Below are 12291 nucleotides of genomic sequence, written 5' to 3' on the forward strand. Positions count from 1 at the left end.
GGAGTGATCACGATCACCGGAATCGGTGATCACAATGACCGGAATCGGTGATCACGTTCGCCGGAATCAGTGATCACAATGGCCGGAATCGGTGATCACGTTCCAGCGGAATCAGTGATCACGATGCGCCGGAATACGCATCCCGGACAATAGGGAGCGTCGGCGCTGCGCGGACGCGTTGCGTGCGCTGATCAAGAAGAAGCCGCAAGCCATGCCCGAGAAGGTTTGCCGCGCCCTTGGAGATGCGATCTTTGCACTCTATTGTCCGGAAGGCGCGGAGATCCTGACCACTAACGTCAAGGACCACCGCCCCTTGGCTGAGGCCGTGAACCGGAGGGTAGTCAGCCCCAGGGAAGTTCTCGGTCAGGACTCGGAATGAGGCTAATTCGGCGGGTCCCTCAACGTGCAGTCGACAAGATTTCTTCCGCCAGTCTCTCAAGAGCGAGGTGCCTTGTCAGAAAGCCAAGAGCCGACTTGCTTGGCGAGCGATCCACAAGAGGTGGGCGGAATCCGTTTGTTTGCTCTATGTTTGCTCAGCGAACCTACCGAAGACCGAACCGAGTTGGCTTTGGTTCGATAAGGTATTGATTCCAAGTCGGTTAGCAGTCTTGATAGCCGGATGGCAGGGCTCGCGACACGCTGATCCCTGGTCAGGGTGTCGGTGCCCTGCCCCAGTGATAGTTCGCAAGTGGCGTGGGGAGAGAGAGCTGGTTTTGCTTTTCTTGCGCCGGTAAGGGGGACATATCGGTCGTGGTTGGTTCACTGGCTTCGTGCCTCACGCGCCTCCGGGAGGCTCTGGAGCTCATGGCAGAATCCGCCTGATCCTGTGGCCTTCAGTTCCCAACCCTGGCAGCCTGGAACACGTGCGACTGCTAAGGCCTTCAGGCGGGAAACCACCGAACTCGAGTCGTCTCCTCGGCCTGCAGGGGTTGAAATCCAGCTCGGCCCCGTTGACGACACCTTCCTGATCGCCTGTGAGTCGCTCAAGCAGCTCCGTCGCGCCGCCCTGCGGGCCACGCCCTTGCATGACCGGATCTTGTGACTCGCTTCCCGTGAGGACCAGGTCCTCGACCTCAAGCATGGTCTTATTCCCCCCCTGGTCTCTCCACTATCCGCACCCACCTCGGGTGAGGCGGGCGCCTCCGGGCTTCCTCCCACGCGTCTCGCTCAAAGCTGATCTTCTTCTTCTCGATCCACCTCCACGGGATATTGCTCGAATCCACTCGCCGCTGGCGCACGTTGAAGAAGGCCGCAGTGCACCTTCCAAGCACGCGATTCGACACACCGGAGAGTCGGACGAACATGTCAAGGACATCTTCCTTGATCTCCTCGATCTCTGGGAAGGCGAGCTTCAAGGTCGCAGCCCCGAGGTATGCTCTTTCGAGGGCCTCGTATTGTCTATCGGCAGCTTCACCGTCCCCGCTGCCTAACGGCAATTCACCGCCCACACGGTCCCGGAAATCCCGCGCTTTCGGATGATCCGGGTTGAACTTCGACGCGGCGAAGAGCCAAACAGCGGGCCTGATGTGGAACAGCTTCTCCGCTCGAACATAAACCCCTTCTTCCAAGGGTCGTAAAAAGCTTCGATAGGGGGGCACTCCGCCAAACTCCGAATCGACTTCGTCGAAGAAAAGGATCAGCGGCGTTCCTCGCCCCAACTGAGCTTGCGTTGTAGAGATCCGATCAAAGCAGTCAATCAGCTCTTCTTGCCTATACAGCTGTGATACGTCGAACCGCAGAACCTCAAAATCCCCGAGGTGTGCTAAGCACTTTACGAGATGCGATTTGCCCGACCCCGGCGAGGCCTTGAGAAGCGCGCTCTCGGTCTTCCGGACCTCACTTCGCGCGAATTCTCTCAGCATTTGGACAAGCGACGCGACGGTGCGCCGCTTCTCACGACCTATGCAGATATAGCCCCGAAGCTCTGTCATCGCGCGCCAGAGCTCTAGCCGTGGACTTGCTTGTGGTCCAACCAGCCCCAGGTGCTCCGGGTTGAACGCCCGCTTCCACTCTTCGTGTTTCTCCTTCCAGTCGAAAGTGGAAATCTCTGCGCCGACTGTTTTCTCCAGCCGTCCATCGTCAGTAGGCTCCTGAGCAGGGGACCAGTTCCGGTGGTCTGTAGCCCGCCGTCGCTCAGCCAACCGCCACTCGCAGGCAAAATCAGCTGCACCCTCCGTCAACTCCGACGGACACCTCGTCGGATTATCTAGAACCCTCCTAACCAAGGCGCCGAGAAGGACACTCGAGAACGGCATAGGAGGCATCGGGGCTTGGAGGCTATGATGAAAAGCAAAGCCATTCTTCTCGGTCGCCAGCGCGAGAACCGTCGAATCGTCAGCAACAACTACCACGCAACCAGGTCCGAGAGCCCGGTTACGATCTGGGAAGAGCGGCAACAGGAACTCCCTCAAGAGGGTGAGAGCGCCTTTTGATGGCTCACATGATCCAACCATCCATGACGTCAAGCGGCGCGCACGATCTGTACCCTCCTTTCGCAGCGGCTTTCCGATAGCAGCTCTCGCTGCCAGCTCAGGTATCAGAAACACGCGCAGGTCCACGTCCTTCAGGAGTTCTTGCCAGGACGGCAAGAACTCCTTTGTGGAAACGAACCATGGCACGCTGCTGAGGTCGCCGGCTAGGACCCGGACAAGCTTCGTCCTCACGAGTCCCTTGCCCAGGTCCTTTATTACAACCGCCTCGATATCTTGACCCTCTTTCCGGATCAATCGAATCAAGGGCTGTAGGTCGAGCTGTTTAGGAACTTGTGTTTCCCAATCGAAACGTGCCGTTAGAACGACGTTTGCCCCTTCTCTTTCGTAGATTCGGATTGCGCGAGAAGTCCCTGACTTCTTGGATCCCAGGTTTGTGAACTCAATACCTTTAGGCTTTCTTGCATCGGCCCAACGCTGGAGCGTGTGCGGGTTTCTATTGGCGAGCTGGTCCGAGTCCAGGAGCGCAAGAAGGACTGCTTCGTCCGCTTCTGCGCAGATCCCCACCCCGGAGACTCTAAACTCTGCACTGACCAGCACTGATGCCGTCCGTCCTGCTCCGCACAGGGACTCCGTTGCACTCTCTTTTGACTGCAGCGATCTGAGGTGTCTCTTGCCGATGCGACTAGAGGTTGACGAGCGGTGTTCGCCAGCAACCCAGTGGTCATCCACGAACCAGTCACCCACCACCAAAACCTTGCGTTGTCTCATCTCCATTTCCTCCTATGCTTCGAGGCGCTGCTCCTAGCCTCTTGGAGGAGCGACCCACGCCTGGAGCCTGCACGGCCCTTGACCTCAGTCCTCTGGAGCCGAGATTCGCCCACCTGATCGCCAGTGACGTGAACGTGTCGCTCCCACCACCCGCGGCGGTGACGGAGCTCCGGAACCGGGATCCGATTACGACAGTCTACACCTCAGTTGCGTTGGTCTGCAGGATCTTGGGTGGCGAAGAACCACCGGCCGAAGCTGAACGAACCAGGGTAGGGATGATGTTCCTAATCGGAGCCTCCGGCCTGCCGGTCACATGGTCCGATGAGGCCAGCGATTGGCACAGGGAAAAAACCATGTGCCTTCCATCAACGTCATCACGATTCTGCTCTTGAGTTCGAAGGCGACACAAGCCTGCAGGGCGCACGGAGTCTCAGTGGGTTTCTTGGGCCAACGGCTCCGGCCGGCGGTGAAGGTCGTGCGACGAACGATCGGGGCGACTAGAAAGCTACCTGGTATCATTCCCCGATTTGGATCTCGTCGCCGGGCCCCGGAACGTGCTCGAGGTCATTGCAGGCCGGGCTTAGCGATTCCCAGCGACACGGTGATCGATGATCACAGTGTCGGAGCCTCGCTTCCAGAACCGCAGGGCGGGCCAACCCTTGACAGATCAGAGACTTAGAGAACGTTGCCCCGGACGTCCTCAGCCATCCCCGAGGGCTCGAGCAAACATTGAGCAAACAATAGGCAGATGAAAGCTCATCTTTCGCTTATCGGACCCGCTTGGCTCAGAGACTCCCCGCCCACACGACCCGGGACGCCCCCCGGGTCGATAAGGGCGACATTCTCTAACGTTCCGAGCTCTGTCGTCGTGGCTCGAGCACAAGCTCGCGGCCCTAGATCGCTTCCGCGACCCAGGAGCCAACTGAATCGAGCGCTTCGGCGCACTTCCGCGGAAGGGCGCTGAGCAGAGACAAGAGGGTCGTCACACGGGCCTCGATTAGTTTTGTTGCACAAAATATAAAGATCGAGTAGATTCGGTTCGAGCTTCATCCAATGAGCGAGGTCGGGCACCCTTGCCGGTCTCGCACGAAAGGAGGTACGGAATGAAAGTTCTCACCCGTGCGACCGCTCTCGCCTGGGCCGTCGTCTTTCTGGCGACCTTTCCGGTCGAGGCAGCGGGAGCGCGCTACTGGATCGACGAGTCCACGGACTACACCGGAAACGGCTGCGAGAACGCCGATCTCAACAACGTCACATCCAGCCTGAAGAGCCGGCTCAACTCGGACGGTTGGGGTGGCACCCGGTGGTCCAACGTCAACGCGTGGCCCGAGGACTATATCGAGCAGAACCTGGGCGGCATCGACCACGTCGCCGGCGACGACGAGACTCTGAGCGTCTACGCCGGCCACGGCTGGCGAGGCCTGATCCAGTTCGGTTTTCAGCGCAACGGCCGTTGCACGGTGACGTTTCCCGCCAGCACCCGTCTGGGGACTCAGGGCGGCGACGATGCCGCCTACGCGATGTGGGTGACGAGCTGTACGGTGCATCTCGATTCGCTCTCGATGCACTTCGACCAGGCGATCCGACAGACCTTCGGTTACCACAACTCGCCGAGTGTCAAGGACAACCAGCCGCGCGACTTCTACAAAGAGACCGACGACCTGCGCAACGAGCGCGCCTGGATCGAAGAGATGGAGGACCGGCCCGGGTGGTTCACCGGCGATAATTCGCCGATCGCCCTGACCTTCGGGGTCTCCTCCTCGCACTGTGGCTGGGTGCGCAGCACGGCAAGGCTGCGCGACCGCGTGCTGCTCTCGGACGCGATCGAGCCCGACAGCTGGTACTGCTACTACATGTACAACAACGGCGACAGCGGCTGCTAGGCCGGTTCCAGAAAGGAGAGCGAAGCCATGAAGACACGTTGTCTGAAGCTTTCGATCGCGTTCGTGTGTTTGGCGGTGGGAGCCGGAAGATTGGCCGACGCGCAGCAAATGCGTCCCGCCTCGGGCGTTCCGAGCCCCAGAATGCTTACCCGATCGCACCTTGCCAAGATGGACTCGCCCGCTCTCGAGCCGGGCGCGATTGTCGTGGCCTACGAGATGAGCCGGGGGGCGGGCGGCCCGGATGTTGCCCGCAAGCGACTGGCCGGCGCGCTGGGCGTTCTGGTCGGAGAAGACACGGCTTACGAATCGAGTACGGCTAGCGCAATCGAGCGCGCTTTGCAGAAGGAGGAAGCGGGGAGCTGGATACGCCTGGAGGACTCAGCCGTCCTGGTTCGGTACGACGCGGAGTACGATGAGATCCGGCTTCTCAACGAGGAGCTCGACCAGGTCCAGGAGGCGGCCGAAGACGTGGGGCTCGAGCGCGCCCAGAAAACGGCCGAGATGCATCTCGAGCACCTGGCCAAGGTCGGCGCCATCGACCCGCGTCTCTACCAGCGTGCCGCCCTCCAGGTCGGCTACGCGATGGTGGGTGACGGGTCGGTGGAGAAAGAAGTACAGCCCGGACGAGTGGTCGAGTACCGCTTCACGTTTCGCCCGCGCCTGAACGGCTTCGAGATGGCCAACGCCGGCGTGAGACTGGGAATACTCGCCTCCGGACGGCTTGGCAGCCTGAGGTTCGGCGGCGCCACCCCGCATGGCGAGTGGAAGGGCGGCGAGCTCGAGTCGACGCTCGAAGGTGCGAAGAAGAAGATCAGTGTCCGGACCAACGAGCTGATGCAGCGCTTCTACAAGAGCGTTCCGTCCGGCGCGGAACCGCAGGTCGCCTGGAGCCGGGTCATGTATGTGATGCCCGCGGGCAAATCCCGGGCGGCGGTTGAGCCGATGTTCATCGTTTCCTACTCGCTCCAGAGTGAGGTCGAGGGCCAACGCGTCGCCAGTAGGCGCAAGACCGTGGCCTACTCGCTGACAGACCCCGGAGCAGCCGTCGTTGATTTTGACGCTCCAGCACGCAAGCACGACGGAACCGAAAAGGACAGGGAATACCAGGAGTAGGCCGGCGACCTGCAGCGACCTGCAACCCCAGAAAGCCGAATTCCTACTCCGCCTCTTATCGCTTGTTCGTCTTCACAAAGCTCCGTTTTGCGGATCTACACGCGTATGACCAGCCCAGCGCTTTCTGTTATCCACACCGGACGGATGGCGACTTCCCGTCCCAATCCGCTTGTAATTAGGACACCGCTCAGCGTGGTCAGATGTCCGAGTAGGGCGACATATGGGACCTTCGGCGAACGACTCTACCCAGGGGTCGCCTACCTAGCGAGCTCGTCGGACCACTCTACTGGTAAGCCCGCAGAGCCAATCTCCCACATGACTTTCGCGCCCGCTTGTTCGGCAGCCCACGGCGGGTCGCTACCACCAGCGCGGTAATAGAGGACACCACCGCCCATCTCGCTCAGCTTCCTGAGCTCGGGCAGCAGCTGCTCTGCGGTCGTCTCGACCCCGTTGAAGTAAATCACTCCCTCGAGAGTGATACTGATCTCGCCTATCTTGGCGGGATCCAGGCTCGAAACGTCCGCATACATTGCTGGCGAAGGCACAACGAAGGCAGATATGAACAACCCGAGGAGAAGCATCAACGCGACAAGGACCGGTCCCCAAGCGCTTGTGCCGCCGCGTCGGGCCAGTCGTCTGCTATGCGCATTCTCATCTGGTGCCGATCGACGGACCTCTGCGATGACCCGAATTGCACGGCGGAAGTACCAGCGATTGCCGAGCCAGCCGCACACAAGCGACAACGCGATGGCCACTGCGTAACCGATCAACTGGGCTGCCTGCGGCGCCCCGAGGACATTCACGATGACGAGATCCTCGACGACGGTCTCAAGGAGGAGGACAGCGATGACGATGGCGGCCGTTGCGTACATCTTGCGATACCCGAGCCAGCAGATGCCGAAGAAGAATGCCGCCCAATTGAAACTCATCGATCCGGGGACGGCCCACTGGCGTATGTAGTAGTCCTTCTTGAGCCCGATGAAGGTCTCCAGCTCATCAGCCGCAATAGCCTCGCTCCGCACGTTGGGCACCAACTCCACCTTGTCGGCCAGCGTGTCGTAGTCGGTGTACGAGCACTGGCCGTCCGATCGGTCATCTCCGGACGAGGCCTCACTTGGCGAGGGCTGGCGGGGCCCGGACGCCCTATCGCTGAGTTCGATCCGAGGTCCAGTGGCTGTTTGTCGCCAGGAGGAGATCCACCACGCTGCGCCAAGCGCGAGCAGGATCCACAAGGCATCCAGCGCAGAAGAGTGCCCTGCGGTTACCCCGAGGACAAAGAACACGCCGTAGAAAGGCCCTCGAGATACCATTCCCTCCATCACGTTCAGCCTCATGTCGGGAGTCATGCTCGACCAACGACCTTCGGCCTCGGTCCAGGTCGCTGTCGAATAGGCTTCCCGAACGGCGCCAAGAGTGGGAAACCGGCCGTTCTCGATGTCGATCTGGTCGGCGAGATGCGCCACAACGAACTCTTCGTCGAGCAGCGGCAGGCGAACCTGGTCCTCGAGGTACCACCCTCGGTCAGCTTCCGGCACCGCCCTCCATCTGAGAACCGCCTCGTTCCAGACCTCCGGCGGGTAGTGGCGCTCCAAGAATGCCGCTCCTGGGCCACTCGAAGGAGGCCAATTCACACCCCTGCCACCCCGCTCATAGTCCCTTACCACGATGTCCGCCAGCTTGGCCACGGCTTGTTCTTCAAGGGGCGGGTGCTGCAAGAGGACGAAGCCGATGAGTGACTTCCCGATCGCGACGATAGCTAGCGCCAGCAACGCTGCCGGCCAGCCCGGAGGCGAACCAGCCCCGCGACCCGTAGCGAGTCTCACGCCGAGGCCCACAGCCGCACCCACCACAACTGCGAAAGAAGCAAGCCAGAGATCCAGTACGTAGGCTAGAGCGGCCCACAGCCCTACGGATAGCACTCCGGCTGCCAGTCCGCCCAAGAGCCAGACAGCCCAGCTTCTAGGCGGCGGCCGGCGGCCTCTGGCGGCTCGGCGTCGAGCTCGCCTGGCCCCAAAGCCAGGCGGTCTCGGAGGAGGACCCCAGACTCGCTTCTTTGGCACTGCGGCTTCGGTCGACATGGTTCCGATGCCCCTTCTCAGGATCAAAGCTCGACTTGAGCGCAGATCATTCTGCGTACGCTCCGCGAGCCCACTCGACCATGAACTCAGCAACGCGACCGCCGGTCCTGAGACTGTCCGTGTTCATCTGCTTGGCCGCGTTACCGCCAAACAACCCGACAGCCCCGATGCGGCAGTGCTCAAACTCCAACAGGACATCTTCAGCTCGCGCGACGTGACCCTTCACGCAGATCTTGCTCCTGCCGGCACCCATCCCCACGAAATAGCGCTTAGCCTGGCTTCCAGGATTCAGCATGGTGAACTCTCCGTCGATCACGAGAGCGTTCTTTGGTGGGTCATCTTCGCGCTTCAGCTCGGCCACATCGGCGAAGCTCCCTTCTCGAAGCCCTTCGAGACACTGCGTCAACAACGCCGTCGGAGCCGTTTGCTTCATCATGATGGCGATATGTGAGTACTTCTTCTTACCGGTCTTGCCGACGTCGGCATTCTCGGAAGCGAAGAGTCGGACCCGGATCGGCTGGTCCTTGGAGATGGAACCTTGGTAGATGACCGCGTGGTCGAGTATCTCGCCATCGACCACCCTGCCCTGCTCTGTATTCGAAGCGCTGTTCGATGCGAAGACGGGCAAAACCAGGAACAGCGTCCACCCCATCGTTTTCACCGTGCCTGAAACGACCGTTGCCAACGCCACCAGTTTCCAGTTCACTTTGAGCTCCTTCCGCGGTGGGGATGAACAACTCCCCGACCAGCCCTTCGGCAGCCTGGCTATCTTGGGATCTTCGTGGCGGGGAATCGTCGCGGAGAAGCTAGGACCCGTGGCTTTGCGGCCCTGGGTCTCCCCAGGTGAGCCTTTTCGAGGCAGAAACCAGCCTACGCCCGCGACGACGAAGTGGTCAAGACCTTCCTCATCGGGATCGGAACGCGCTCGGGACAAGGAAGCCGGGCTTCAGGGCCACGTCCCATAAGACATCGTAGGAAAGCCACGTCCTGATCTCGCAGCAGGGCGGCTCATCGCGATGTGCCGATTCCCGAGTCTCGTTAGCCCGTTCGGTGAGACTTGGCGATCCTCCTCGCGGAGGCGAAGCTTGGGTTACGCCAAACAACCCAGGCACCAAGCCCCCACAGAGGAGGACCGCGATGCAACGCTATCTCGGAATCGACAGCCATTCGAAGAGCTCGACGATCTATGTAATGAGCGCGGCCGGCAAGAAGGTCCGACAGGATGTTGTCGAGACCAACGGCCAGGCGCTGATCGGCCATCTCGCACAGATTCCCGGGCAGCTGCATGTCTGCCTCGAGGAGGGCGAGTGGAGCGCCTGGCTCCACGAGATCCTCGAGCCACATGTTGCCGAACTCGTCGTCGAGCAGCCGCAGTCGAAGGCCGGATCGAAGAGCGACGCGATCGACGCACGCGCTCTCGCAGAGCATCTGCGCACGGGGCAGATCAAGACCGAGGTCTACAAGGCGCCTCGGCGCTTCACCAAGTTGCGCGAGCTGGCGCGGACCTACGACATGCTGACCGAAGACGCAGGCCGGGCGAAGAACCGGCTGCGCAGCGCCTATCGGAGGCGCGCAGTGTTCTACCCGGGGCATGGTCTCGCGGAGCAGGCGGAGGGGCTTCCCGAGCTCCCGGTCTGGATGCGCCAGTCGGTCGAAGCGCTCGGGCTCGAGCTGGCCTCGATCGAGGAGCTGCGGGGCGAGATCGAGAAAGCGATGATCGCCGAGTCCCGTCGGCATCCGATCTCTCGCATCCTCAGGACCGCGCCGGGCTTGGGACCGATCCGGGTCGCGCAGTTGCTACCCATCGTCATCACACCGCATCGCTTCCGGACCAAGAGGCAGTTCTGGTCCTACTGTGGTCTCGGCATCGTTACCCGGACCTCGTCGGACTGGGTCCGGGTCGGGAGACAGTGGGTCAGAGCGCCGGTCCAGCAGACTCGCGGACTCAATCGAGACTGCAACCGGACGCTCAAGGGGATCTTCAAGGGAGCCGCAGTGACGGTCACCCGCTTCAAGATGGAGCCGCTGTGGACCGACTACGTCCGACTCACCGAGAACGGCACCCGACCCAACCTCGCCCGACTGACCGTGGCACGCAAACTCGCCGCAGCGGTTCTCGTCATGTGGAAGAAGAAAGAGAGGTACGACCCGAAGCACTGATCCAGGGATCCTCGAGCGGAGCTCGACGAGGAGGTCTTACGACTCTTGCCTGCTCGACGATCCGACGGAACGATCTCGCTGGTTCAACGGTTCGAGGGAGAGCATCCGAAGGGCGACTGGTCCCCGGAACGGGTCCGGCCGGGAGTACTCTCGTGCTGCTGGCCTCAGGCTCGCTCCGGAGGCCCGACCATAAGACTATGCCCCCTCACCGAACCGAACGAAGAGATGGCCCCCGAGGCCCTGATGGAAGTCTGGTTCAGCTTCAGCATAAAGAACCGGCACCGCTTCAACACCGGCGGCGCCCGTCAACCAGCGATCCCGAGAGCCGAGAACCCGTAGTCCAAGCCTCGAGCTACACCGCAACTGGACGTTCGATGCCAAGAGGTGTCGAGCGGGCCCTGGAGGTCTGCGCTTGACATTGATGGAATGGACTCCTCCCGCGACTGAGTACGGCATCGTAGTGCCAAAGTCGCTGTTTGCGGCATCGTCGAACGTGCCAATCGTACGAAGGAGGAGTCCACATGAAGCCTACCATCGCCATCGACATCGCCAAGAACGTCTTCGAGATCGCCGTCTCTCGACATCCCGGAAAGGTAGCCGAGCGCCATCGTCTCTCGCGCACGAAGCTGCTGCGCTTCTTCGCACAGCGTCCGCCTTCGAGGATCCTGCTCGAAGCCTGTGGCTCGGCCCACTTCTGGGCTCGCGAGCTGCAGAAGCTCGGACACGAGGTCGTGCTCTTGCCGCCTCACCTCGTCCGGCCCTACCGGCGGCGCCATCAAAAGACCGATCGCGCTGACGCCAAGGCCCTGCTCGAAGCCTTTCGCAACGAGCAGATCCAGCCCGTTCCGATCAAGACCGTCGAGCAGCACAGCCTGGCGGCTCTTCATCGGCTGCGCTCGGCCTGGATCGCCACCCGGACCGCTCGGATCAACGCCGTGCGCGGCATCTTGCGCGAGCTCGGTCATTTCATCCCACAGGGCGCTCACCACGTGGTACCCAGAGTTTGGGAGCTCATCGAGGACGCCGACAGCGGCCTTCCCGATCCGCTACGCGCGGCTCTGGCTGAGGCTTGCCGGGAGATCCGAGACCTGGAGCAGCGCAGCATCACCGCCCGCAAGCAGCTCGAGGCATTGGCGCCGACGATTCCGGCCGTCGAGCACCTGCTCTCTGTCCCCGGCATCGGCAAACTGACGGCCACCGCGCTCGTGGCCTTCGTCGCGGAGATCTACCGCTTTCCTTCCGGCCGGCACTTTGCCTCCTACTTGGGCCTCACCCCTCGCGAGCACTCCAGCGGCAACCGCCGACGACTCGGACACATCAGTAAACAGGGCGACACCTATTTGCGGATGCTCCTCGTTCATGGCGCCAGGTCCTGTCTCGCTGCCGCCAAGAGATACAACAAGAAAGATCCTCTGCACGAGTGGGCTCTCCAGCTCAAAGAACGTAGAGGACACAACCGCGCCACCGTCGCGCTCGCCAACAAGATTGCCCGCATCGCCTGGAAGGTCTGGAAAGAGGATCGAGACTACTGGATCGAAAGACAAGCCGCGTGAGGCAACTCTCGACACGGACACCACCCACCTAGGACTGCTTCGAGAAACGTGACGATGGCAAACCGGTCGGACCGGGGCGGGGAGGCGCCCAATAGGAAGGTGGCCACCCAGGGCCGTGACATCGATTGGCTCCCCGCCCGCTTATTCCATCCTGGCCAGGAGATGACAGCTCCACTGAAAACGGGCCGAAGATACGACTGCAGTCAGACCTCCCGCTGTCGCCAACCTCTCAGCACTCTGGTAAGGAAAAACATCATGTAGAAAGACAGCGCCACACACCTACTTGCGCGAGGAGTCCAGATAC

8 protein-coding genes and 1 riboswitch are annotated in these 12291 nt (G+C 61.4%); of the genes, 5 read left to right on the forward strand and 3 right to left on the reverse strand.

Translation table 11 applies throughout. The features are described 5' to 3' along the window. Window positions 1-211 precede the first annotated feature (211 nt). Window positions 212-379 carry a hypothetical protein gene (locus tag GY769_04735; protein ID MCP4201222.1) on the forward strand — a complete coding sequence of 56 codons (168 nt, stop codon included), beginning with the start codon at window positions 212-214 and terminating at the stop codon, window positions 377-379. Between the two features lie 706 nt (window positions 380-1085). Here the strand turns inward: GY769_04735 and GY769_04740 are convergent. Beyond that, the gene (locus tag GY769_04740) at window positions 1086-3200 is read right to left on the reverse strand and encodes an ATP-binding protein (protein MCP4201223.1); all 2115 of its coding nucleotides are present in this window, start codon (window positions 3198-3200) and stop codon (window positions 1086-1088) included. Between the two features lie 1103 nt (window positions 3201-4303). Here GY769_04740 and GY769_04745 point away from each other — a divergent pair. Beyond that, window positions 4304-5083: a hypothetical protein gene (locus GY769_04745; protein ID MCP4201224.1), complete on the forward strand. Its 780-nt coding sequence runs from the start codon at window positions 4304-4306 to the stop codon at window positions 5081-5083. Between the two features lie 27 nt (window positions 5084-5110). Then, on the forward strand, window positions 5111-6196 hold the full coding sequence (locus GY769_04750) for a hypothetical protein (protein ID MCP4201225.1): 1086 nt from the start codon (window positions 5111-5113) through the stop codon (window positions 6194-6196). A gap of 257 nt (window positions 6197-6453) precedes the next feature. Here GY769_04750 and GY769_04755 read toward each other — a convergent pair whose 3' ends face one another. Together GY769_04755 and GY769_04760 are read right to left on the reverse strand one after the other, a co-directional pair. Continuing rightward, window positions 6454-7788, reverse strand: coding sequence for a DUF2628 domain-containing protein (locus GY769_04755; protein MCP4201226.1), 1335 nt, complete (start codon window positions 7786-7788; stop codon window positions 6454-6456). 532 nt (window positions 7789-8320) lie between these two features. Then, the gene (locus GY769_04760; protein MCP4201227.1) at window positions 8321-8980 is read right to left on the reverse strand and encodes a DUF4410 domain-containing protein; all 660 of its coding nucleotides are present in this window, start codon (window positions 8978-8980) and stop codon (window positions 8321-8323) included. 46 nt (window positions 8981-9026) lie between these two features. Continuing rightward, a riboswitch (cyclic di-GMP riboswitch) is annotated at window positions 9027-9134 on the reverse strand. Between the two features lie 277 nt (window positions 9135-9411). Between GY769_04760 and GY769_04765 the strand changes: the two genes are divergently transcribed. Beyond that, window positions 9412-10434, forward strand: coding sequence for an IS110 family transposase (locus GY769_04765; protein ID MCP4201228.1), 1023 nt, complete (start codon window positions 9412-9414; stop codon window positions 10432-10434). Between the two features lie 521 nt (window positions 10435-10955). Continuing rightward, window positions 10956-11987, forward strand: coding sequence for an IS110 family transposase (locus GY769_04770; protein ID MCP4201229.1), 1032 nt, complete (start codon window positions 10956-10958; stop codon window positions 11985-11987). Window positions 11988-12291: the final 304 nt, after the last annotated feature.

The organism is bacterium (assembly GCA_024224155.1).
Taxonomy (GTDB): Bacteria; Acidobacteriota; Thermoanaerobaculia; order Multivoradales; family JAHEKO01; genus CALZIK01.

What these genes read in the sequence shown, in the direction of transcription:
- GY769_04765 (MCP4201228.1), top strand. Translation starts at nt 9,412, where the DNA reads ATGCAACGCTATCTCGGAATCGACAGCCATTCGAAGAGCTCGACGATC.
- GY769_04750 (MCP4201225.1), top strand. Translation starts at nt 5,111, where the DNA reads ATGAAGACACGTTGTCTGAAGCTTTCGATCGCGTTCGTGTGTTTGGCG.
- GY769_04745 (MCP4201224.1), top strand. Translation starts at nt 4,304, where the DNA reads ATGAAAGTTCTCACCCGTGCGACCGCTCTCGCCTGGGCCGTCGTCTTT.
- GY769_04770 (MCP4201229.1), top strand. Translation starts at nt 10,956, where the DNA reads ATGAAGCCTACCATCGCCATCGACATCGCCAAGAACGTCTTCGAGATC.
- GY769_04740 (MCP4201223.1), bottom strand. Translation starts at nt 3,200, where the DNA reads ATGAGACAACGCAAGGTTTTGGTGGTGGGTGACTGGTTCGTGGATGAC.
- GY769_04735 (MCP4201222.1), top strand. Translation starts at nt 212, where the DNA reads ATGCCCGAGAAGGTTTGCCGCGCCCTTGGAGATGCGATCTTTGCACTC.